The organism is Curvibacter sp. GW821-FHT01G03 (assembly GCF_059422285.1).
In genome coordinates this window covers 292152-315435 of sequence record NZ_JBWKWP010000001.1, presented here as the reverse complement: position 1 = coordinate 315435, position 23284 = coordinate 292152, and the positions used below count along the sequence as shown (strand labels likewise).

The following is a 23284-nucleotide window of genomic DNA, read 5'->3' as shown; positions in this document are numbered from 1 at the left end:
CTTTCCAATTCGATCCAACCACTCCGGTGGTCTGCATTCCACTGAGGCACCGCCTGGTACGATGTCTGAGAACGGCCAGGAGCAGACACCGAAAACTATGTCTTGGAATTTTGCACAACCAAAGAATCTCGCAGTCATCACCGTAGCTAGCGTGGTGTCAGGCGCACGCCCCGTTCTCTATGTCTCACATGACGAAGATGATGGTGGGTGGCAATTTCTCGACGGAACAGCGCTTGTAGAGACGAACGCACTAGTCGTTGGTCTTGGTCGCATGGTCGATAGTGACCCGGCTCTTGCCGAACTTGCCGACCTCCCAGAAGGCTTTATCGCCACGCGGCGCAGCACGGAAGATGCTTGGGTGCGGCAGCGCCGAGCCTGACGTCCCGCTTCGTCCAACTGCGGACCTTCGATTTACCGCCTCATTCCAAATAATGCCAATTCCTTTTTACGTTGAATCGGATGTTTGGGCTTTGCTGGAGCCAATTCCTTGCGTGCACCTCGCACGTGAAAGCAATGCACTAAGGTTCCTCCAAAAGGTGCAACGCGATGGGCAGGAATTGAGGGGTGTCTTGAGTCAGTTTCCAGACGTTCAGTATGAGCCACTGGAGATGCACTACGCGATTTCTAAGGCCATCGCAGCAGTGAATGAAAAATTGATATCCGACCTAACCTTTAACCTCGGTTGGCGAGGAGTGGTCTATGCGGCTTTTCTCGCAGCATTCCGTCCCATGACACAATTCGCCGCCTACCTGCGAATAGCCCGGGATGGCGTCCCCCACAATCAATGGTTGGTTGATTTGGCGCTTCGTGAAATCGAAGGTTGTGCGGCGCCCGAACCGGGCGGCCATCAATTCCTGATTAGGTCAATTGCAGCAACGCTTCCGGCTTACCCATGTGAGCATATCCGCCTCCGAGAGTGGCCTACTGGCGAAAAGTTAGCTCAGCTAAACCTAGCGAGAGAGGCCATAGTTGCGGTCTACCGGCAAGATGGAGCAAACGAAGCAATTTCGGAGATAAAGAACTCTCCGTGGTCGGAGCTGCTGATAACTTGACCGTCAGCTTCGGAGGAGGATGAACTTCCGCTGTGGGCCCGTTGCTGTCGTTCACACATCGGCTGCAGATGTCTGCTTTGCCAGCGGGAGCCGTCTCCTGGCTGCGGTTCACCAACGTCCACTTTCGCGGGCATAGCGGGCCACGGCACCAGGCGCCAACCGCCTGTGGCCCACAGAACGATCAACCCACTCGTCATTTCGTCAAATTTGTCAGTTAAGTTGCAGGTCAATGCATCAAAATGATGAATCTACTTATTGAAGCGGCCTGTGCGACAGGATACGCTTGGAACCAGATGAGGGCAGTGCCAATACCCTCCAGACGAAGAGGCAAGGGGCTTTCAGGCAATGCGAAACACCGTCCAGTTCCTGTTTTGGATTCGGACTTCCAGAGTTCGACTGACCCTATTGTTTGGGGGCATGTCGCTGGTAATCGCACTTATCGTTGCGACCTACTTAGACCATGATCGCACTGAGGAACTAACGCGCCTCAACTCTGATGTCTTGGTCATGGCCGGCAAACCAATTGCGATGGCGTTGGCAGAAGGACTACGGGAGAGAGAGCGCGAGATTGTGTTGTTGAGCCACCACCCCATGCTCACCCAAGGCCCATTAGATTCGGCGGTGATCGAGGGGCACTTTGAAGAGATTCAACAGTCCTTTCCTGCGTACTCTTGGATAGGGATCGCCGACGTCTATGGCGAAGTTCAATCAAGCACAGGCGGGCTCCTAATTCATCAAAGTGTGGCGCAACGACCTTGGTTTGGCGCAGGACTGAAAGGTCCCTACAGTGGCGACGCCCACGAAGCGATACTGCTGGATAAGCATCTGCGCACAGATCCTGAAGCTGAGCCATTGCGTTTTCTAGACTTCGCTTCACCAGTCCGTCGAGAAGATGGCGTCATTCGCGGCGTTCTGGGAGCGCACCTCAATTGGGAGTGGGCAACTGGTGTCATTGCCAATGCATTGAAGGGATTGCCCCACGCGGAAAATTTGGAAATTCTGATAGTTAACAAAAATGGTGACTTTCTTCATCCTAAAAGCATCAGAGATGACCAGAAGCCCACAACCCCACTTCCTGAGTACGGAACGTTCGCTAGGGTCAGCTGGGGCTCGGACAGGGAATTCTTGACGACAACTTTGGCCCTTCCAACGACGACCATCCAAAGTCTAGGTTGGACGATTGTGGTACGCCAGCCGATTGCCGCTGCACTAGCCCCTATCAAACAGATGCACGTTGAAATCGCAAAGTGGTCAGTTGGATTGACTGTCTTGCTCATGCTGATGACCTATTGGGTGGCTAGGCGCTTCAGTCTCCCAATCGAACAGCTGGCAGCAGAGGCTACGCGCCTGGATGAGACTGGACATGGAACCGATTTCAACATCAAAGCTAGCACCGTCGAGTTTGCCCGCCTTCGCAACGCACTGCGGCGGATGACGCACCATCTATTGCAAAGTAAGCGTGAGTTACTCGAAGCCAACCTGGTCCTCGAGCAAAAGGTTAGAGATCGAACCGCCGAGATCGCGCTCAGAGAACTCCAATACAAAGGCATCCTGGAGGATCAAACCGAACTCATCTGTCGCTTCAATGCAGACAACACACTGAGCTACGTGAATGACGCCTATTGCCGCATGTTCGGCTTGAAACGGGAGGATGTTCTCGGTCAGATCTGGGCTCCTGTGGTCCATCCAGATGACCTGAGCAAGGTCGAAAATGCATTGGCGACCATCACACCAGACCAGCCTACTTTGGAGATTGAAAACAGGGTCATATCGGGCTCGGGTGACGTGCGTTGGTGTCAATTTGTCAATCGTGCATACTTTGATTCGGAAGGTGCGTTGCGCGAATGGCAGACCGTGGGACGTGATGTGACCGCGAACAAGCAGCTTGAGGTCGAAGTGCAAAGGGTCTCTGATGAATTTCAGGATCTGTATAATCAAGCACCCTGTGGCTACTATTCAGTAGACGCTGACGGCGTCATCGTACGGGTCAATGATCTTGCACTGAACTGGATGGGGGCGGCGCGGACGGACGTTCTCGGCAAGGCCCGGCTGGTGGACTATCTCGATGAGGCTGGCCAGGACACTTATTGGGGCAATTTCCCCACTTTCCTTGAGCAAGGGCGAATGGGCCCCATCGAGTTCAACTTGATCGGGCGGGATGGAATTACTCGACGGGTTAGCCTTGCTGCGACGGCCCTTCGAGATGTCGATGGCCGATTCCTGATGAGCCGTTCCATCATGTATGACGTGTCCGAGTTGTACATCATGCGCTACCAGTTGCGGCAGTTGAACGCTGAGCAAGAAGCTATGCTGGATAACGACCTGCTGGGCATTGCAAAGCTGAAGGATCGCAAAATCATTTGGCGAAACAAGGCTCTCGAACGTATCTTTGGATATGAAACGGGAGAGCTTCTGGGCATCGATACGGCGTGCCTGTACGCCTCTGAAGAGGCTTATCAGGATTTCGGACTGGAGGCATACCCAGTTTTGAGCGCAGGCCAACACTTTCGCAAGCAGACAAGCATGCGCAAGAAGAATGGCGATGCCATCTGGCTCGACATCAGCGGTGTTCGTCTATCAGAGGAAACTGGCGAGAGCCTTTGGCTGCTCCAAGATATATCTGAGATGAAGCAGTACCAGGCCCAGGTAGAGCACATCGCGTTTCATGATTCATTGACAGGTCTTCCCAATCGCCTGCTTCTATCTGAGCACCTTCGGTTGTCATTGGCCCTCAATGATCGATTGGGCACATTGACTGCACTGTGCTATTTGGACCTGGATGGGTTCAAGCCAATCAATGACCAGTATGGCCATGAAGCCGGAGATGAAGTACTCAAGGAGATTGGTGGGCGTTTGCGAGCGGCTGTCCGAGCGAACGACACAGCATCCCGCTTGGGTGGAGACGAGTTCGCACTCCTTTTGACGAATTTAGGTCAGATTGACGAAGCTGAATTGGTGATCAGGCGCGTACTGTTGGCTGTCAAGCAGCCCATCCGACTCAAAGGAGGCCAGTGGGTATCTGTCTCCACCAGCGTCGGGGTCGCCTTTTATCCGACCGATGCAACACAGCCTGCCGCACTTTTTGCCAAGGCGGATCAGGCCATGTACAAAAACAAGAAGAGGCACTCACTGCTTGGCAACGCTTCCCTGTGACAAGTGAGGTTGCGGTGGTCCAAAGCTCTTCGGCTTTCCTTCGTTGCGCGATGGTCTGTTAGGCCTGGATGCGTATTGACGGGCTAGTCCGCCAATTGAAAAACCGACACTGCTTTTACAAGCGCATCCGCTTGGTTCCGCAAGCTGGATGCCGCTGCCGCCATTTCTTCGACCAAGGCAGCATTTTGTTGGGTACTCTGGTCCATCTGAGTCACTGCTTCACCCACTTGAGCCACACCAGAGCTTTGCTCCCTGCTCGCGGTGCTGATTTCTGTCACAACGTTGCTGACCCGTTGGATGGCGTCGACCACCTCCCGCATGGTACGGCCGGCCTGGTCCACTAGGCCGCTGCCACGCTCTACGCGTTCAACGCTGTCACTAATCAATGCTTTGATTTCTTTCGCGGCCTCTGCGCTGCGCTGCGCCAGGCTGCGCACCTCGCCTGCCACCACGGCAAAGCCCCGTCCCTGTTCGCCGGCGCGGGCTGCCTCGACAGCGGCATTCAGGGCCAAGATGTTGGTCTGGAAGGCGATTCCGTCAATGACCCCGATGATGTCGGCAATGCGTCGTGAGCTGTCGTTGATGCCGCGCATCGTCTCCACCACTTCGCTCACCACCTCACCGCCGCGGGTCGCCACCTGACTGGCCGTGACCGCCAGATCGCAGGCGGTGTGGGCGTGCTCGGCATTCAGTTTCACGGTGGCACCAAGTTGTTCCATAGATGCCGCTGTTTGCTCCAGGGCGCTTGCCTGACTTTCGGTGCGTGAACTGAGATTCTGGTTGCCCATGGCTATTTCGGAGCTAGTGGCCGCCACACTCTCAGAGTTCTGCCGGACCACCTGGACCACGCCGGTGAGGCCCTTGCCAATCCGGTTCATGGCCCGCATCAGATGCCCGATCTCGTCGCGTCGCGACTCATCCAACTGGACCGTGAGGTCGCCGCTGGCCAGGGTTTCTGCGGCTTGGCTGACCTGCGCGATCGGCGCCACGATGTACCTGCGGATCAGCACGTACCACCCCCCCGACAGCAGCAGAACCACCACCATGCCGAGCAACTCGAAGTAGTGCAGCAGTTGCTGAACCTCGCCCAGGTACTCATCCACATAAGTACCGCCGGCCACGATCCAGTTCCAGTCCGCGTAATAGGTGTAGGCGACCAGTTTGTCACGTGGTGTTGTCTCACCCAATGGGGCATTGATCCAGGGGTATTTGATCAGGCCATTCTTGGTCTCCATGATCTCTTTGATGAAGAAGCGGCCGTCCGTATCCTTGGACTCCAGAACACTCTGCCCCTCCAGCGCGGGGTGGACGACCAAGGTGCCATAGTCTGGACCTGGCTGGGCATTGAGTACGTAGTAGTAGCCTGAAGTTCCAAGTGTGAGTTTGCGGATCGCCTCTTTTAGCGAGGCAAGATATTCAGAAAAGTCGATGCCCACGAAGGACAGGCCCACCACTTTGCCGCTGGCATCCCTCAGGGGGTCGTATTGGGTCATGTAACGCCGCCCGAAGAGGTTGGCCAGACCGACATAGGACTTGCCTGAGAGCAAGGTCTGGTACCCGGGGTGTTCATGCGACAACACAGTGCCGATGGCGCGCGCGCCCTTGTCGTTTTTCAGAGAGGTGCTGACCCGGACAAAGTCATCCCCATCGCGCACGAAGACCGTCGCGACGGCACCCGTCAAGCTCGTAAAGTGGTCTGTGATTTGGAAGTTGAGGTTGATCGGTACTCCGTCCAGTTTTAAGACCGGGGTGGCGCGCCCCGCCACATCCATGGGACCTTGATCCACTGTCAAACTGCCATGCAAGATGCTTTGCAAGGCCTTGGCCAATGCAGCAGTGCGGATGCGCAGGTCCTTGTCTGAAGAAGCGATCAAGCCAGTGAGCAGTTTTGTGCTCCCCAGTACCTCACTGCCGGCGCGGGCCTCAATGGCACGGGAGATGGAGATGGTGATGGCAAGCAGGAAGAGCGCCAACAGGGTCGCAACCAGCAAGAAGTTGCCGATGGACAGCCGTGCGCCCAAACCTAAGGATTGAAGCTTGGCAATGATGAATTTCATGTCTTGTCTCCAGCCCGGCGCACCACACTGACGTACCGTCGGCAGCCACCTAGCCTTGTTTGATTTCGAGAGCTTCAGATCGATTCATTCTGAACCGGAATCTGGTGTGCCAGGCTTGAACTTCGTTAGGCCGGGGAAAACGATAGGCGATGAGCCGGTAGAGCTGTTTGAACCGCAGCACCCATTTGATGTCTGGAACTTCAAGAACTGACCTGGTCAGCTGAATCAAGAATTTCCTCGTAGCGAAGCGCACTAACGCAACCCGCGTCATCTAAGGGTCTGTCTGCGATTTTCAGCGGAAGTTGAGAAAAGGCCCAGGCGGGGTTCCTAGCCAGCAGCGATTTCAAGCATGCGATAAGCCTTTCGGAGATTCGTTGCATCCAGTTGAGACACGGTCATTTCACCGTGCTGAAGCCGAAACACGCGCGTGGACAACAGAACTGTCTCCACCTGCCGCGTCAAAGACTGGGCCGATGCAGCCAGTTGCTCCACCAAGGCCGCATTCTGCTGCGTCAGTGCGTCCATTTGAGTCACGGCATCGTTGATTTGGTGGATACCCAGGTGCTGCTCTTTGGCTGCATCACTGATTTCGGCAAGCATCTCACTGACATGTCCCACAGACTCCAGGGCATCTGCCACGCGGTGCTTGGCGTCACTAACTTGATCGCTGCCTCGGCTGACGCGGGCATTGGAGTCCTGGATCTGGGTTTTGATCTCTTTGGCGGCCTGAGCGGTTCTGTGGGCCAACGAGCGAACCTCGGCGGCCACCACTGCAAAGCCTCGTCCGCTCTCTCCGGCACGCGCCGCCTCCACTGCCGCATTGAGCGCCAAAATATTGGTCTGGAACGCAACACCTTCGACCACCTGAATGATTTCGTGAATGCGCTTGGACGATTCACTGATCGCCTCCATGCTGTCCGCAGCGGCATGAACTGCTTCATTGCTGCGCTGTGCCACCGCGGCAGTGTTGGCCGCAATTACAGTTCCTTTTTGGGCTGACTCCGCGCTGCGCTTCACGGTCTCTGTCATCTGCTCCATCGAGGCTGAGGTTTCCTGCAAATTGCTCGCTTGAGCCTCTGTGCGGGCCGAAAGGTCCTGATTGCCGAGCGCAATTTCCTGTATGACGGACTTCAATGAGCCAATATCGGTGCGTGCGTCAGCCACCACCGTGCGGATATTGATCTGCAGTTGACGCAAGGCACGTTGCAGATCGCCAGTCAGACCATTTGAATTCAGCGTGACGTGATGGGCAAGATCACCAGCACCGATGCGGCGGGCATCATCCAACATTTGGTTCAATGGGCGAAGAACTCGCTTCAATGTCCAATGGCTTGTCAATATCACCACCAACATGGATATCAGGACGGCCATCCATGGTGTGAAGAGCATCCCGCACAGAATCGCAGTAATGGCACAGCCAACCTGGAAATAGATCAACCGCCATGGCAACAGGCTTCTGTAAAGACGCCCCAACCGCCCCAGGATGGAGTTGGATGTTGGGCGGCCGCGCCGCAAGTGCAAACTGCCACGCCCTTGCGCAGCTTGGTGATTCAGTTGTGCATAGAGCCGTATTGTGGCTTCAATTTCCGAGCGGCTTGCGGGCGTACGAACGGACAGATACCCCGTGATGGTGTCCCCATCGCGTACCGGCGTGGCATTGGCAACTACCCAGTAATGATCGCCATTCTTGCGACGGTTCTTGACCAAACCCACCCACGGCATGCCCCGTTGAATGGTGTCCCACATGTCGCGAAACGCTTCTTCCGGCATATCAGGATGCCGAACAATGTTATGAGGCTGGCCCAGAAGCTCCGCGCTGCTGAAACCACTGACCTGGATGAAGGCTTCATTGCAAAATGTGATTCGCCCCTTAAGATCGGTGACGCTTATCAGGGTCTCGCAATTCTGAGGAAATTGGAATTCACGGCCTGTGACGGGGGTATTCTGTCTCATGAATGAACTTGGATAATTGGGGCTAAAAGAGCGCTTCGACTCCTGGACTCGCCTGAAAAACTGGTCGGAAGTACCAAGCGTCTTGGGATGGGTCAGTCATCGCTGTCCGATGACAATGTGGTTAGCATTTGGATGCAGGCTTCGGCCTCGGTGTGTTTGTCAAAAAAGTGGCTCCCACCTGCTTGGAAACTCGCTTTGCGCATCTCTGGATGAGTGAAATTGGTCAAGACCAGCACTTGGGCCGTACAACCTGTGGCACGAATACGCCGAATCACAGACAAGCCACTTCCCGGCTTCAGGCTCAAATCCAAAATGACGGCGTCAGGTTGGGTGCTCAAAATGAGTTGGACGGCATCGTCTTCACTGACCGCATGCCCCACAACTCGAACCGTGGGCTCGCGCCCGAGTCGGTCGATCAGTTGAGCTGCGATCAACGCTGAGTCCTCTACCAAAACGACTTTCATGCCCCCCCACTGACGAACGTGGCTCCTTGGTCCCAACTGTGCCCAGGTACAGAACAACGCAGTAGCAGGCATTGCCTCATGGGGATGGAAGGGAACACCGATTTGCCTGAGAGGGAAAACCTACACTGATCGCTCAATGCGTTCCAACTAGACTGTCGAATGACGGGGGGGAGCACTTCTCAACAGACATAGGCCGGATCACACGCATGAGATACACCCACTCCATCTCCACCTGGCTTTGGGCTCTGGTATTGCTGCCCACGTTGCCCTTGATGGCCCTTTTCGGCTATTCGGCCTACCAGTACGCCGAGGAGCGAGAGCGTCAACTCGCAATCGCTTTGGTAGATGAAACAGAGGAATTGGCACAGACTGCCCAGATCAGTCTGGAGAGGGTGGTCAGTGCGTTGACCACCGTTGCCGTGTCCAATGCCATGCTGGCGAATGACATCGCAGGCGTCTACGCTTTGGCCCAGCGCGTGCAAGAGTTCTCGCAGGGGCTGACGGCGATCAGCTTGATCGACCGCAATGATCAGCTGGTGTTCCTGACGTTACGACCCCTCGGCACGAAATTGCCTGCAACGCAACTGGACTCGGTACACCGGGCTTTCCAGACTGGTCGCCCCAACCTGTCCAAACCCTTCAACTCGCCCATCACAGAGCGTCAGGTGGTGGCGCTGAACGTTCCTGTCCTTCACGATGGCCAAGTGGTCTATTGCCTTCGCGGGATCTTCGGGACCGATACATTGGCTCGGTTGATTCAAACTGAGGACATGCCCGCTCAATGGATCGCGGGGATCTTTGATCAGGATGGCATCACGGTCGCCCGTAGTCATTCACCCGAACGGTTTGTCGGTCAACCGGGTGGCCCTGATCTCCTGCACGCCATCGCCCATCCGCAAAAGGCGGCCTGGCCGGCCACCACGAAAGAGGGTATCGAGACGCTGTCGGCCTCACGTCAGATTGGTCAATGGGGTTGGACCGTTGCACTGGCTGTCCCGGTCCAGGTACTGTCAGCGCCATTGCGAAAGGAAATGATTCAATTTGCACTCATGGCGTTGGGGACCTTAGCCGCATTGACACTGACTGTCGTATTTCTCAGTCGCCAAATTACTCGGCGTTTGGAGTCTGTCGTTGATGATGCGCGACGTGCTATCGACGGAGGCCTGGAGCCAGCTCAAACCAGTGGGATCCGCGAACTAGATGACCTCCGATTCAGTTTGGCGCACGCAGATATCTTTCGGCAGGCCATCCTGAATCAGGTTCAGCAACGAACGGCTGAACTAGACTCAGCCAAGAGGCAATTGACTGAGTTTGCACAGCAGCAGGAAGACAATATCGAACAGGAGCGTCTACGCATCGCTCGAGAAGTACACGATCAGATCGGTGCGATCTTCACGGGTGTTTCCATGCTGGTCAGTGGATTGCCTTCCTCAGCCATGTCTTCCTCCCAGCGTCGCCTGCTAGAGGAGGCCCTGCACCAAGGCGTCACCACGTCACGGCGCATCACCGCTGAGCTTCGCCCCCCACTGCTCGATGATCTTGGCCTGCAGACCGCTGTCGAAGATTGGGTCAAGACCGTCCTCGGACCTGCAAAAATTGACACCCAAGTTGTCGTGCACGATGCCAACCACCTGAGCCCTCGCCAGACAATCGCGTGCTTCCGAATTGTGCAGGAAGCAGTCACCAACGTATTGCGCCACTCTAGAGCGACGACCTGTCGCATCACAGGCCAGGTCACACCAGAAGGAAACTACCTACTGATGATTGCCGACAATGGGCAAGGACTGGCGCAGAATCACGACAGTAGCGGACATTTTGGTCTATCAGGCATGCGCGAGCGAGCCCGATTGATGGATGGTGAATTGCAAGTCGAGAGCCTACCCGGACAAGGGTTCCTGGTTCAGGTTTTTCTCCCACTGACGATAGAGAATCACGAGGATGATTGAGCATTGCCTGCTGGTTGAAGATCACCCTATCGTGCAACTGGGCCTGCAACAGCTCTTGCTGGCACGATGGCCCCAAGCGTCGATTGACACGGCCCCGACTTTGGCAAGCGCACGTGATCTGGTGGTCGTAAAAAGCTTTGATATTGCCGTGGTCGACCTCAATCTACCGGACGCTTCGGGCCTTGATTCCGTAAGTACGCTGCGACGATTGGCGCCTGCCCTGCGCTTGCTAGTGCTCAGTCTCAACGACGAGGCAGCTTATGCTCAACGCGTTCTGCAATTGGGCGCCAATGGTTATCTTTCGAAAGATCGAGCGCCCACCGAATTGGTTCAGGCCATTGAGAGGATCGCGTCTGGGGGACGATACATCACGTCCAGTCAGGCCGAACGCATTGCCGAGCTAGCATTGGGGCAAGGGCGACAGGCCCCACATGAAGCGTTGTCGACACAGGAATACCGAGTACTGATTTATCTGGCTGAAGGGAAGCGCCTGACAGAGATTGGTGAACTGATGCACCTATCACCGAAAACCGTGACGACTTACCGATCACGAGTTCTGGAAAAGCTACTGGTGAGTAACAATCGAGAGTTGTTTCAGTATTGTTTGGCTCATGGCATCAGCCTCGGGTGAAATACGAAATTCCGAGTATCTGTGCTCCGAGTCACCGTTGCATGCGGATCTTTCGATAGATGGACTCGGTGACCTGCGACGATTGCAGGATGGACGCCCCGACAAAGGATTTGCCCGATCTTGAGATGCTGATGTCGCCTGTACCTCAACATCACATGAGCTGTGCAATGCCTGGTTGGTACAGGACATTGGGGCCAGGGGTATGACGAGGGACCTCTGAAATCTCATGTGTCTCCCCAGAATTTCCCGAGCGTATGTGATCGAGGTCCCAACGACCGAACTCGGCGAAAGCCGACATCCAATCCGGGAAGCCTCCGACCTCACCCAGCCTACTGCAGCAATTCGCTCGACAGGTCCAGGAGACCGCTACTGGCCGTTCTCAGACATGGTGCGTCAAAGAACCTTGCTCTCGCTGCGTCTTGACCCGGCCACCGGCGTCAGCGCCGCTCGGGAGTAGAAACTCCCAGCTTTCAATCATTCCCCAGTACTGGATCTAGAAGCTTCCGAGGATCAACCTGAAGCGCCTCAGCAATACGTTGAATGTTGCGGATGCTGAGATTGCGCCGTTTGCGCTCAATGCCGGAGATGTAGGTCCGATCCAGGTCACAGAGGTCAGCCAGCGCCTCTTGGGACAACTCCCGGCTCTTGCGGATGGTTCGCATGTTGTCCGCGAACAACCGAAGCAGTTGATCCGGATCAGAGCTTGACGATGAGGCTGACGATCCACGCCCCCGTGGACTCAAAGGCGCCACTTGCGCTGCTTTCACCTGCGCACTCCGACCCACAGCCCTGGTTTTGGGCTGTGTCGTCGGTGACTTTTTTGCCACGGTTGGAGCTTTTAAGGGAGGCTTGACCACCCCGGAATGCTCAATAATGGCGGACTATGAGACCACGGACTATGAGTATCATTTCATTTTTAATGAGCGCAGAAGCCCTTCTCCATCGCAGCGCCGATCCAGGTCGGCTGCGGTGGGGAAGTTATGCCTTCTCTTTTTTTGCGCCGCATGTGACTCATAGTCAACAAATATCAAATACGGAGCTACGGCGGAGGATCGAATGAGTGGATGGTTGATAGTGCAAAGGCACCGAGCACCCCTGGTACGCGGCATGACTGCCGGAGCGGTCATCGTCCTGGTCACCGCGTGTTCCAAGGGCCCAGAGGATCAGTTGGTGGAACTGGGACAGTGCTACAAGGCGGCCACAGCGTTCCAAGACAAGGAGATGCTGTTTGGGGTTGGCGTGAAGTTGGACCCGGTGTTTCAGCAAGTCGAATCGAAAGTCGGCAGCAAGGCCATGGTGTCCATGCTGATCAACGAAAAAATCAACGACAAGCTCTACCCCCATGGGTCTAGCTCCTCTGCGGAGGACGCAATGCAAATGCTCGCGGACTGGCATGACTCGGATCGATGCACGTCACTGCGAATGGCCCTACCCGAAGTGCGTCCCAAAGTTCGCCCCACTGTCGTGGTTCCGCAGGTTGACGGTGTTTGCAAGGACCAGAAACAGCTACTGATAGACGCACACCTCGTGCCCAAGCAGATCACTTTGTCAGGCGACCCAGAAGAGCCCGACCAAGGAGCCGTCGGGTGCGCGTATCGCCAGAGCCCTGCAGCAGGCACCTCTGTGCCAGAAGGCACTGAGGTGACCTACCGAACCTGGCTGTACCCAGCAGGAAGCTGACCGTTCGCCACAGCCTTTGCAATCCTTCTGTTGAATCTGGATAGGCCCCTGAATCCGAATGACTACTGTCAATCATTACGACATCTTGGGTGTGCGCACCAACGCATCACCGCAAGAAATCGAGCTTGCCTACAAAGGGCGTCGCTCTCAATACCACCCTGACCGGTACGAACAAGGGGACCCCGAGGCTCTGAGGTGGGCCACCGATCAGATGCAACGGGTCAATGAAGCCTACAGGGTGTTGAGTAATCCAGATCGACGCATCTTGCACGACCGCGAGCTTCGGCAAAGCCAGCGCACAGATACGGGCAGCCAGGCGGGGCGGTCGTCAGGCCCCTCTTCCCCTCCACGCCAGGAGCGCACTGAAACACCCAAGCCAAAGGAGTCCTCGTCCAATTCGGAGGTCGGAACGCTGCGCGCTTTTCTGCGCAAATTCCTGCCACCCGATCAAGAGTTCGAGCGGATGTATGTCGCGCCCAAGATCCCGCTCAAGAAACTCAGTGGTGCGATTTCGTCCTATGCCAATGACGTCGACATGGATGACGTCTTGCTTTTGGTGGACGACACCATCTGGGGTGGCGCAGGAGACGGGATCCTCGTGCTTGAGAACCGGGTGATTTTCAAAGAACTGGGGGACACCCGAGTTGCGGTCGCCATCGAAAAGCTGGCGGACATGCGTACCGAGGAGAACGCAATCTACCTGCGAGCTCGGCGCCTGATCAAGCTGAACATGACCGCGCAGATGGAAATCAATTCGGTTTTCAAACTCATCCGTGACTATGCGCGTTTGCGGTACACCGAAGACGCATTGAACGAACAAGCTCAAGGAAGCAGCTCATCAACGTCCTCCTCGACCCATTCGGCCAAGCCAGGCGAGCACGGCAAATGGCGCAGCCAAATTCAGAGTGCCAGAGGCCAATCCAAGAGGTTTGTCGATGAAATCGTCGAAGAGCACCCCGAAGCGGAGGAGATGCTGAGAGAACTCGTCGATGATTTTTTCTCCGATATGGAGGCGCACCTCTACACCACCGGTCTGACCGAAGACGAGTCGTGGGAGCTGCATCAAGCAGATCAGTTACTGGCCAACATTTTCCAGCTGGTCAAGACCGGAAACAGCCCCGATCACCGGCTGTTTCGACGGCGTACCAACGAGCATGAATACCTCGAACTGCTGCGCACGGCTCTTGAGCAAATCGCCGAAGCCAAAGAAGCCCAGGCAGGCCGTGGACAACGGCAAGGCTATTGATTTCCCCAACCCACCGAAAGGATGCCCCCATGAACAACGACTCGCAATTCGAACCCAGCAACCCAAACAGCAACAAAGTACCCGCCAAGAAGCCGTCCATTCGGAACATGCTTATCGGGGCATATGCAGTCATGGTTGTCCTGGTGACTTTGTACCAATGGCTGCTGGGGCCAGCGGCCTACAGAGGATTCTGGTTCAACCTAGGTAAAGGCTTGTTTTGGCCCACAACTGTCTTTCCCTGGCTGGGCCAACTGGTCGGTGGCGTTATATGGATTGGCGTCGTGATCGCGTTGTTTTGGCTCAAAAGCCCAGCCAAGCCCAAAGACAGGGACGGTAGTAATTGATAGTGTCACAGGACCTCAATTTTTGTGAGGCGAGGGTCCAAGTTAAGTTGGCGCAGACCCCACCTTGGACTGCAAGTTGAAGTCCTCCAAGTAAGCTCACATCCCCAACATCTATTGCCTGCGGCCGGCCACATTGGAGGGCAAGGTGCGGGCACTCAATGCTTCGGTTGAACCCACCAGCAGACGGGTGTTCGCGAATCAAAGTGATAGCAGCGTAAATGGGCCCCTTGCTGTCGGCTTTGACTGGTCGATTCGCGTGATAGTTATGATTTTAACTTTCCCAGTCCACAACACCTCCAGTTCAAAGCCATTCAGCAATGGCCTCAAATCACCCCATAGAGCCTCACTATCGATTTACCCACGCCAATCCATTCCAGCAGCCTGCGAGGCTCCCAGAGCCTCTTGCCGCCCTCTCCCCGTTCCTCTCCACTTCGACCTACAAACAAGTAAAGCCAACACAATCTGCCACTTCAAAAAGTGGCGTTTATGCCGCAAGCTTTGCAAGGGACAACACATCAAACGGAACACATTTCACTCAGGCATTCCAAAGACAATCTGTGGCAAGACAACATGCCCTATCTGCCTTTCAAGGAACTCGCGAACCGATGATCAACTTAACCCGTTCCACAAGAACAGAAAAGGCTGATCTATCATTTCCGGTATTTCATGCGGAACTGCCGCTCTGATGGCACCTGCGTAAACCACAGAAATCCCGATAGTCCCGGTACCGCACAAAGTAGTCAGTTCCCGAACTGACAACAGACTCAAAAAACGACTCACCAATGCCGTTTAGAAGGCATTAGAGGCACTTCTCGCGCCTCTTATAACAACCAAGCCCCTACCCTTCTCCAAGGACTCTTACGCAGTTTAAGGCGCCTTATACGCCACACACCCATTCATTTCAGATACGGGCTGATAAATACAAGCAAAAGTAAAAAAGATCTATTCGAAATAATGGCAGACCATCATCAAAAGGATTAAACTCGCGCCATAGCTCCCGCTATACCGCTCTCAATCCCTTACAAATACTTCTCATCCCGGAACAGGAGTCACCATGAGCTCTTACAAAGAACTACTCGCACAAAAAGCAGCCCTTGAGGCACAAATTGCACAAGCCCGTGAGACTGAAGTCTCAGCTGCTCTGACCACTGTTAAGCAACTGATCGCAGATTTCAGCTTAACTGCTGAAGATGTCTTCCCCGCCCCAGGTAAGAAGGGTGGGAATGGCGCCACGAAGGGCCTGAAGGTCGCAGCCAAGTACAAAAACCCAGCAACTGGCGAAACCTGGACAGGTCGCGGCAAGGCTCCTCGCTGGCTTGATGGGAAGGATCGTAGCCAATTCCTGATCACTCAGTAAATAAATTTATCTGTTAGCGAGCCAGGAATCAAGATCTACTCGCCATATCAGAAGTAGATCTCGATTCTTAGACGATATTTTTCCTCAGCATACCTTAATTAGGGAGGAGCAAGACCCAAATCCACACCCATCTTATCCAACATGCTAAATTTGAGCAAACAAAAAATTATCGATATATCTCTCACACTACGATCCTTCACAAACCTCCACAAAAGAAGCATCTTAAGCTCCCGTATCTTTCTGCGATGCTCAGCATACAAAAACAAGCGCTCAGCACCCATATCAAAAGAGATGTTTGAATAGTAAATCTGTCCAAACGCAGCAAGAAAAATTTCCTCCACATGGATAGATGGTCCCGAATGCAATGCTCCCCTCGCAGGAAATACTGACTTACTGCGATTTTTAGACCCAATCAACTCATTATCCACCTTTGAGCCACCGTAGTAGGCCGCCAGCATAACGACAGCCAACAAGAATCGCTGAAATGAATTGAAATCAGATTCAGGGTTTGCACTCGAATTATTATCAACTGCCGACCTGAGTTCACCAAACTCAAAAATTCCGCGCCCTTTTAAATAAGCACTGCGCAACGATACCGTCCACTGCAAGATCTTATCAACATCCGATTCAAAAATTGGCTTTTTGAAAAGCGGGTGCTTACCCAACAATTCCCCTCCCGAGCCAAACCAACCTAAAATCAGGTTTCGCAAAGATTCGCTGCAATCAAAAAACTCAATCTCAAGGATATGATCCGGAGCACTAGCGATGCCAACCTCATTGAGAGCCTGAGTGAATCCATGCAGCATCTGAAATGCTTTTTGATGTATTTCATTTTGAGCCGCCATTTCGTTCAGCGCCTTATTAACCGAAAGATGAACGCTGAACAGCAATGTTAGACTGTCTGGAACAGTATCGAATTCTCCTTGATTTTCAGCGAGACTCCAATCATCACCGAGATTCAAAGCCTCAGTAGAATGCTTACCTGGCTCAAACTCCGAAACAATGCCATCCAGAACCCCTAGATATCGATCTAATTCACTTTTATATAAATCAAACTCAACAGACCGCACCAATTCAAAATCACATCCCCAACCATCAATCGATTTTCGCTCTGAGATCTGCTGCTTCACACCCAGTTCAAGGTCATTCTCAAGAAAAAACAATACGCGACTAAGATTTGTATCAGTACTCCATGGATGACGAGCCAGCTCATCGTCAAATTTTGCCGACTCAAACCAAGACATCATAAGCTTTCCGATATCGGCATCCGTATCGCTCGAGTACTTTGCGTTTCCAGATTTACGGCAGTATTCAGCATACAAGCCACGATGAATAGATCGACATACTTCCGCATGGGTTTCTGGTGATTTTTTCGGATCCTCGTCACCCAGATTCTCAATTGATGCCAAAAATTGCAACGAAGATCGCGCACCACCATCCTGCGTAGAAATTACACAACTATAGTCTCCGACCTGACACATACTCCTTGGTATTTTTGCCATTATCACTGAGGCCCATTGTCGCCAATTACCCGTACCAGCGCCGATCAAAACACGCGCAAGAGCAGGAATTTCATCCGCATATCTATCAATCAACGCCTCAGCTTGTGCCTCATCAATAGAAAGCACGTCAGGCAAATGATTAAGAACAACCTCCCGATCAAGTCGAGAATATGGTTTACTCGGGCGCCCCATCTCAAACCTCCCAAAAAATCCCAAGATTATCACAAACCTCTCCAGCCAGAGGAAAGATCTCATAAGTCACCAAGCGGCCCCAGCAACATCAAGGTCAATTCAATTGGTGGCTACCGCAGCCCCTGTTAAAAGATACGAATGAATCCTATCAACCCCATTCGGGGACCTTTACGGTCTCGTGACCACTGCCGCGCGAGAAAGTTGCGCGACGACCAGAGATTCATTTTTCACATAAAAGCAAAGTTTGATCAACGCCTCAAGGACAAAATGCGACTGAGCAACACTGAGGCTTCATTGCTCAGGTGCATGATAAAGTTTACAAACGAATATCGAGACAATAAATGCTTTGATTTCGCAAGGGAAGCCTCGACACGTTCCAGCCTGTAGTGACAAGTGACCCGAAGACTTGAGATGGACCAAGAACAGGACAAAACTAATAAAACGCACCCACATCGAATGCGAATGAGGCACTCAAGCAAACTAGAGTGCCAGTTCCGACCTGCACTCCAATCCAGTCATGGGTATCCGCCCGAATGTGGCAACCGGCAGACGGCAGCAAAAGTCGGTGCGGTCAAAACTCCACAGCGAACACTTCGCCGATGATGCGAAGCCCCGCTGCGAAGGCAGCTAAAGGTGGCGCATGTCCACGGGTGGCCCACGTGCTAGCACCCCAAAAATGTGCAAGTTGGACGCGTCAGACATCGCTCACGCCGTCTTTCTTCTTCGCGGCATCTTTGGCTGCCGCCTTGCTCTTGGCCTTTTCGGCATCCCTGATCAGCAGCGCCTTGATGCCTGCAACCGGCCACAACAAGCGTGCACCACGCCCGATGGGCTGCAACAGGCCGGTCTCGTTGCAGCTCCAAACACGCAGGGTCTGGGGCTTGCGGCCGAGGTGGTACGCCGCCTCGTTGGTGGGAAGGTAGTCACGCACCTCCTTTTCAAGCGGGACGTAGACAACGGCGCGCTTGGACTTGCGACCAGACGGCGCCTGGACCGCATCAGGCACAGCACCACTGGCAAGCGAGTTCTTAACGACACTGACCCGCGGGGAAGGCGCAACACAGTGCGCCTCACTCGCGTAGTGACTGCGAATCGGCACACGACGGCGTCCCAGACGCTTGGGCTTGGAGGAAGCAGTGGACAGAAGGCGCTGGCTGACATAGCGCGTGCGGAAGGACAAACTTTTGGAAGACATCATTGACCCTTTCACTTGAAACATGGACTACGGTGTGCACGCCGTGTCGCCAGTTTCAGATCCGCCACCATCGATTTTTCCGGCGATTTGCCCGGAGTCCTTTGAGAGCAAGTGCCCGACGCCAGCAACACATTGAAAGTGCAAGGACCACGCACCATGTCAGCGACAACTGAGCCCTGGAAAGCCTCGATCCAAACACTGCGTCCCATGGCAGGTTGTTCAACAATTGGCCGTCAGTTCAGCAACAAGACTTCATGCTGACAGCGCCATTCATTCAGAAGAACTGCTCATTTGTCCTCGAGCAGCTCTCAACGCAGAGCAACGATGCGCTGTAAGGGGACCCGCTCAGACCACCAACCAAGAAATGGATCGCGCGCGTCGATTCAGACACGCAATGAGTTGAAAGCGTTGATATGCGCGCCGCCGCATGGCGACCAGACGGTCGGTCTGGTCCACGGTCCAACCTTTCGAGATGAGGTTGAAACCGGTGTCTGCTGACGATCACCAGCGCCCCCTTTCGACATAAAGCCGCACCGACCAAATGAAGCACGCCGGTGATCTATGTCTGCCGCCCAAGCCCCCATTCCGGGTCGCCTCCGTACTCATCAAGTCGGTCCAAGTCCTGACCCAGACATGGTCTAAAGGGTGAATGAAGGCCAGTCATCAGCCACCAAATCGAGCTCTGTTTTCAGCATTCTCAAGCCGCATAAATCATTTCACATTGCAAGATTGAAGCCCCATATCAAAACGTGCCATTGGAAAAATGGGCCCGTTTTTGTCTTTGCCTGAATTACAAGTTCCACCTGAAAGCCCGATTTCTTGCGGCCTGGCGAGGGGTGATGATCGCCCTGGAATCGCTCTGCAAGCAAAAATGCAAGTGTGCACGTCGTGGGCTCAGTTGCCTGAAAGTTGGCGCTCATTAATGATTTTTTGCGCTCGAGAGCGGTGTTTTGTCATCCAAGGCAGACGTCGGTATAAGTCCGCGTCCACCAACGTCCGAGGACTTCCACAAAGCGAACCACAGCTACACATGACCTGCGCCAGTGACACCCCACGACCATGATCCAGCGTGCGCCTAGATCTGCGCTGATCCTGTATTCAGGGCGTTTGCACACGCGTGCAGATTCAAGCCAAAAGAATGCATTCCGCCAACGTCAGACCTTGCCGACTCGCGCCGCGCGCAGTATCAATGTTGGCCCACGTTGCAAGATCAACCGTCTATGAAGCGTTGATCCAGACAGGTGTCCTGAGCCCCACTCACCCCGGTCAACCGGCGGCGATGTCCGCCATTGCGATCAACCGTTTGCATTGAGGCAGGGGTGGCCCGGTGCAGCCCCACATTTGCAGGCTGGCCAGAGAGATGATGCTGGGCAGAAGTCTTGGCTCAGTGAGTGTGCTCCCACGTGTCCCACGCAGCTTGCAAGTCAACGACGAAGTGATCAGGTAGGGCGACGGGCTCACCATACCCGTCCTGCATTACTGGAGCCCTGGTGTGATTGATATCAGCCGTCACATCTGGGCTGCAGCAGCCCAGCATCTGCTGCCGCAAGTGCAGAACGGCGGTAGCGTCAGCGCTGGTGCGCAACAGCGCCGATCGCCTCCGCGAATCGAACTTTACAAAATCTTAACAATTTTCATCGCCGGCATGCGCTGCCTCCGTTGATGGCGTTGAGATCCATCCATTCCCCAATCGGCAGGGTGCTTGCAAAGTCGAGTCATCGGCTGCCGCCACAACCGAGAGGATCAAAGAGGCGGCAGTCGACCCGATCCAAATGCCCTGCCAGACCTGCCGTCGGGGGCTTGAGAACGTCCAACACCTGTCGCAACGAGGAACCATCATGCCGCTTCGCACCAAACCGGTCGCCAAACGCACTTCCATCATGGAGGCCATCCTGAACGAGTACCTGTTCAAACACTGCCCTGAACAGGCCGCCGAAAAAGCCTACGTTATCGAAGCCCGACTGCACAACGCACTCGAAATTAACCGCGCGTTGATCAACTCGCACGACCCCATCACCACCCTCCGCGAGACGCACGGTGCCCTGCGCATCAAGCTCACCAAGGTCGCAAGCGCCCTGTTGACCCACAGCGCCGATTTGCTGGCCTACGCAACGCCGACCAATCGACTCAGCTTCTCACTGCACCCCTGCGTTGAAAACCTCATCCGCGAGTTGAACAAAAGCCGCGCGATCTTTGGGCTCCACCCCGAGATGCTTGACGCCATGTTGCGCTCGGACCCCAAGGTCCTGCACGACACCATCACGGGGTTCGTTGATTCGTTTCGCCGCAACGCCGGCACGTCGCGCAATCGCCTGGTTGCCTACGAGCATCAGCGCGCGCACGACGAGCATTTCAAAGCCCTGTTCCAAGCCCTGAAAAAGCAAGCCCTGCGCTTTCCCGGTGCCCGCGTGGTGCAGGTCGACTTGCTTGGTCCAGCGATCGAGCAGATGACCACTCAGCCGCCCCTCGAACAGGAGGTCCTCAACCTGAATTCTGCCTACGCCAGTTGGCAGAAGTCGATGCACGAACGCCTGGGCAAGGACCGTTTGGTCGAGGCACATCAGTTGATGGTGTCCGTCCGTGGTGCGCGCATTCATTGCGCCCTCCTGGTGAAGCAGCACAGCCTGCAAGAGGTGAAGGACCTGATCGAGTTCTTGGGAGATCGTTGGATCGAGTGCTACCCGGAGGCACAGTTTTTTGACCCGAATTTTCCGGGCTCCCCGTTCGAATTTCGTGGCATGGATCACGACATCTCGGAGGGCTATCCCTTGCTCCACCGTCTCGAAAACGTCGCCACGTACCTGGTGCGTCCGACCCAGATGCTGTCCTGCCACCCGATTGCCGGCGTGCAGTTCAGCGGCCTGCAGAGCCTTGAAGTTGACCTCAAGCCCAAGCTGGGCCACAAGCAGCCTCGCACGGCGAGCTACAGCGAGTTCATGGCCAAAGCGTCCATCCCGCAGCCGAGGCTCCTGCGCGTCGACGACTTCAGCGCTGAAGGTCAACGTCCGAGCCGCCTGGCCGCACCTTGAGGTTTCACCAATGAACAACATGCCCTACATCGCGCCGGGCCCCGCCCAGGTGCACAAGGCACGGCGCGCTCACCAACACGCACCCGAGGTCACGCTCAAACCGATGGTGATGACAACTCTGTGGCGTACGCGCGTGCTGACTGAGCAGCTGCAGCGTGCTCACGCGCAAGCACGCTACGCGGGCCAGATGTCTGCTGACACCCCATCTATCGATGCGGTGCCGGACCTGCTCGACGGCGTCCGAGAACTGCCACCGCTGCGCGCGAACCTCGACGGCAACGAGCCGTGGTTTGAGTCCACCCTGTTTCACGCCGCGGTCATTCTCCAATGGGCTACCTTGCTCAGGGGGGCGCCATCGCCTGTCAGCGCGCTGGTGGAAATCCAACGTGCAACTCAAGAGGGGGGGAACAGCAGCAATTCAGGGCACCTGCAAACTGTCCATGATTGCTATACGCCCACTGGTCAGCAGGTGATGCGCTCAATCCGACACGTTCTTTACTGGCAGCATATCCGTGAGGCCTACCACCCTTGGGTGAACTTGGTGATCGAGTGCGCCGTGACCGCCAAGATGCAGGCCCTTCTGGACCTCTACAAGGCCGAAGAACTGATCCCACTGAACCAGCTGAATGAGTTGCTGGCAGAAGGTCGTGGCATCTTCGAAGTCAACCCACAACAAATCCGTGTCGTCGACGATCAGGAGCACGTGCCGTTCGCCCATTGCGTTCACCTGTTTTCTTTGCTGGTACGCAACCGTCTGATGGCAATCGCTATTGCGAACCGTGTTCGTGATCGTGAACGCATCTTCGTGGCACGTGAAAACGGTGCGACCCTGTGGCTCGATTCGATCTTCAAACAGCACGAGCACATCCAGGCCATCGTCTTGGACTTTGGCTTTGATCCTGCCTTGAAGAACGATTTGAGCTGTGCTCTGGTCTCATCGGTCTGGAACGGGTTCTGGAACGCACTGCGTCATCAACCTGTCGCACAGCATCTGCTCGGCAAGCAGTGGACCTTGCACTGGCGCCGCGATCGCGGGTTCGTGTTTCGATGCCTGATGATCCTGGACACGGCAGCGCGTGTGGATGCCTGCACGACGATTCAGACGCAATGGCTCAACCGTCTAACGGGCACGACAGACATGGTCAAAGATGTCACGCCCGCACCCTTCAGGACGCTGGAGTCCGTGTTCGGCGACGTGCCGCCGCAGCGCGAAAGACTGGAAAAAGCCGTCCGCTTGCAATGCTGGTTTGCCTGGCTGAAGGACGTGAATGGTTGCAAGCCGGGTCAGACTTACAGCCGCTCGGAGGCACTCAAGAAGACCGGTGCCCGGCACACGCCCACCCCGACGCCGGCACAGGCGCTGGAGGCGTTTTTGGAGATGGCGGTTATGAACATGAACACGTAGTTCATCTTCCGTATTGATCAACAAATCACCGAGGCCATTTGCACTCGATTGCGTCAGAACACGCTGCGCCGACGACCT

17 protein-coding genes are annotated in these 23284 nt (G+C 55.0%); 11 read left to right on the top strand and 6 right to left on the bottom strand.

All coding sequences use genetic code 11. From position 1 onward, the window contains the following. Positions 1-61: 61 nt before the first annotated feature. From AC07VS_RS01440 to AC07VS_RS01430, 3 genes are all read left to right on the top strand, one after another. Complete coding sequence (locus AC07VS_RS01440) at positions 62-379, top strand: hypothetical protein (protein ID WP_494750014.1); 318 nt, start codon at positions 62-64, stop codon at positions 377-379. 229 nt (positions 380-608) lie between these two features. Further along, positions 609-1052, top strand: coding sequence for a hypothetical protein (locus tag AC07VS_RS01435; protein WP_494750013.1), 444 nt, complete (start codon positions 609-611; stop codon positions 1050-1052). A gap of 417 nt (positions 1053-1469) precedes the next feature. Beyond that, a complete protein-coding gene (locus AC07VS_RS01430; RefSeq protein ID WP_494750012.1) occupies positions 1470-4205 on the top strand; it encodes a diguanylate cyclase domain-containing protein in 2736 nt (911 codons plus the stop codon). A gap of 83 nt (positions 4206-4288) precedes the next feature. Here the strand turns inward: AC07VS_RS01430 and AC07VS_RS01425 are convergent, their stop codons facing one another. The 3 genes from AC07VS_RS01425 to AC07VS_RS01415 all read right to left on the bottom strand — a co-directional run bounded on the left by AC07VS_RS01425 (position 4289) and on the right by AC07VS_RS01415 (position 8679). Continuing rightward, positions 4289-6262 carry a methyl-accepting chemotaxis protein gene (locus AC07VS_RS01425; protein ID WP_494750011.1) on the bottom strand — a complete coding sequence of 658 codons (1974 nt, stop codon included), beginning with the start codon at positions 6260-6262 and terminating at the stop codon, positions 4289-4291. Positions 6263-6589: 327 nt separating this feature from the next. Beyond that, complete coding sequence (locus tag AC07VS_RS01420; protein ID WP_494750010.1) at positions 6590-8215, bottom strand: methyl-accepting chemotaxis protein; 1626 nt, start codon at positions 8213-8215, stop codon at positions 6590-6592. Between the two features lie 92 nt (positions 8216-8307). Beyond that, the gene (locus AC07VS_RS01415; protein WP_494658071.1) at positions 8308-8679 is read right to left on the bottom strand and encodes a response regulator; all 372 of its coding nucleotides are present in this window, start codon (positions 8677-8679) and stop codon (positions 8308-8310) included. Positions 8680-8885: 206 nt separating this feature from the next. On the opposite strand from AC07VS_RS01415, the gene AC07VS_RS01410 reads away from it, so the two are divergent. Then, entirely contained in the window at positions 8886-10625 is a 1740-nt protein-coding gene (locus AC07VS_RS01410) for a sensor histidine kinase (RefSeq protein ID WP_494750009.1), read from the top strand. Continuing rightward, positions 10618-11256, top strand: a complete 639-nt coding sequence (locus AC07VS_RS01405; protein WP_494658073.1) for a response regulator — start codon at positions 10618-10620, stop codon at positions 11254-11256. Before AC07VS_RS01410 ends, AC07VS_RS01405 begins: the two co-directional genes overlap by 8 nt. Positions 11257-11726: 470 nt before the next feature. Here the strand turns inward: AC07VS_RS01405 and AC07VS_RS01400 are convergent, their stop codons facing one another. Then, complete coding sequence (locus tag AC07VS_RS01400; protein ID WP_494750008.1) at positions 11727-11918, bottom strand: helix-turn-helix domain-containing protein; 192 nt, start codon at positions 11916-11918, stop codon at positions 11727-11729. Positions 11919-12363: 445 nt separating this feature from the next. Here AC07VS_RS01400 and AC07VS_RS01395 point away from each other — a divergent pair, with 445 nt between their 5' ends. The 4 genes from AC07VS_RS01395 (at position 12364) to AC07VS_RS01380 (ending at position 15883) form a co-directional block, all read left to right on the top strand. Beyond that, a complete protein-coding gene (locus AC07VS_RS01395; RefSeq protein WP_494750007.1) occupies positions 12364-12936 on the top strand; it encodes a hypothetical protein in 573 nt (190 codons plus the stop codon). 58 nt (positions 12937-12994) lie between these two features. Then, entirely contained in the window at positions 12995-14182 is a 1188-nt protein-coding gene (locus AC07VS_RS01390; protein WP_494750006.1) for a J domain-containing protein, read from the top strand. A gap of 29 nt (positions 14183-14211) precedes the next feature. Further along, complete coding sequence (locus tag AC07VS_RS01385) at positions 14212-14526, top strand: hypothetical protein (RefSeq protein WP_494750005.1); 315 nt, start codon at positions 14212-14214, stop codon at positions 14524-14526. A 1054-nt stretch (positions 14527-15580) separates the two neighbouring features. After that, positions 15581-15883 (top strand): H-NS histone family protein, encoded by a 303-nt coding sequence (locus AC07VS_RS01380; protein ID WP_494750004.1) that lies wholly within the window; start codon positions 15581-15583, stop codon positions 15881-15883. Positions 15884-15981: 98 nt separating this feature from the next. Here AC07VS_RS01380 and AC07VS_RS01375 read toward each other — a convergent pair whose 3' ends face one another. Then, on the bottom strand, positions 15982-17511 hold the full coding sequence (locus AC07VS_RS01375; protein WP_494750003.1) for a hypothetical protein: 1530 nt from the start codon (positions 17509-17511) through the stop codon (positions 15982-15984). A gap of 760 nt (positions 17512-18271) precedes the next feature. Next, positions 18272-18796, bottom strand: a complete 525-nt coding sequence (locus AC07VS_RS01370; protein WP_494750002.1) for a hypothetical protein — start codon at positions 18794-18796, stop codon at positions 18272-18274. A 1814-nt stretch (positions 18797-20610) separates the two neighbouring features. Between AC07VS_RS01370 and AC07VS_RS01365 the strand changes: the two genes are divergently transcribed. Together AC07VS_RS01365 and AC07VS_RS01360 are read left to right on the top strand one after the other, a co-directional pair. After that, positions 20611-21801, top strand: coding sequence for a hypothetical protein (locus tag AC07VS_RS01365; protein ID WP_494750001.1), 1191 nt, complete (start codon positions 20611-20613; stop codon positions 21799-21801). A 10-nt stretch (positions 21802-21811) separates the two neighbouring features. Continuing rightward, positions 21812-23206: a hypothetical protein gene (locus tag AC07VS_RS01360; protein WP_494750000.1), complete on the top strand. Its 1395-nt coding sequence runs from the start codon at positions 21812-21814 to the stop codon at positions 23204-23206. The last annotated feature ends 78 nt before the right edge of the window (positions 23207-23284 follow it).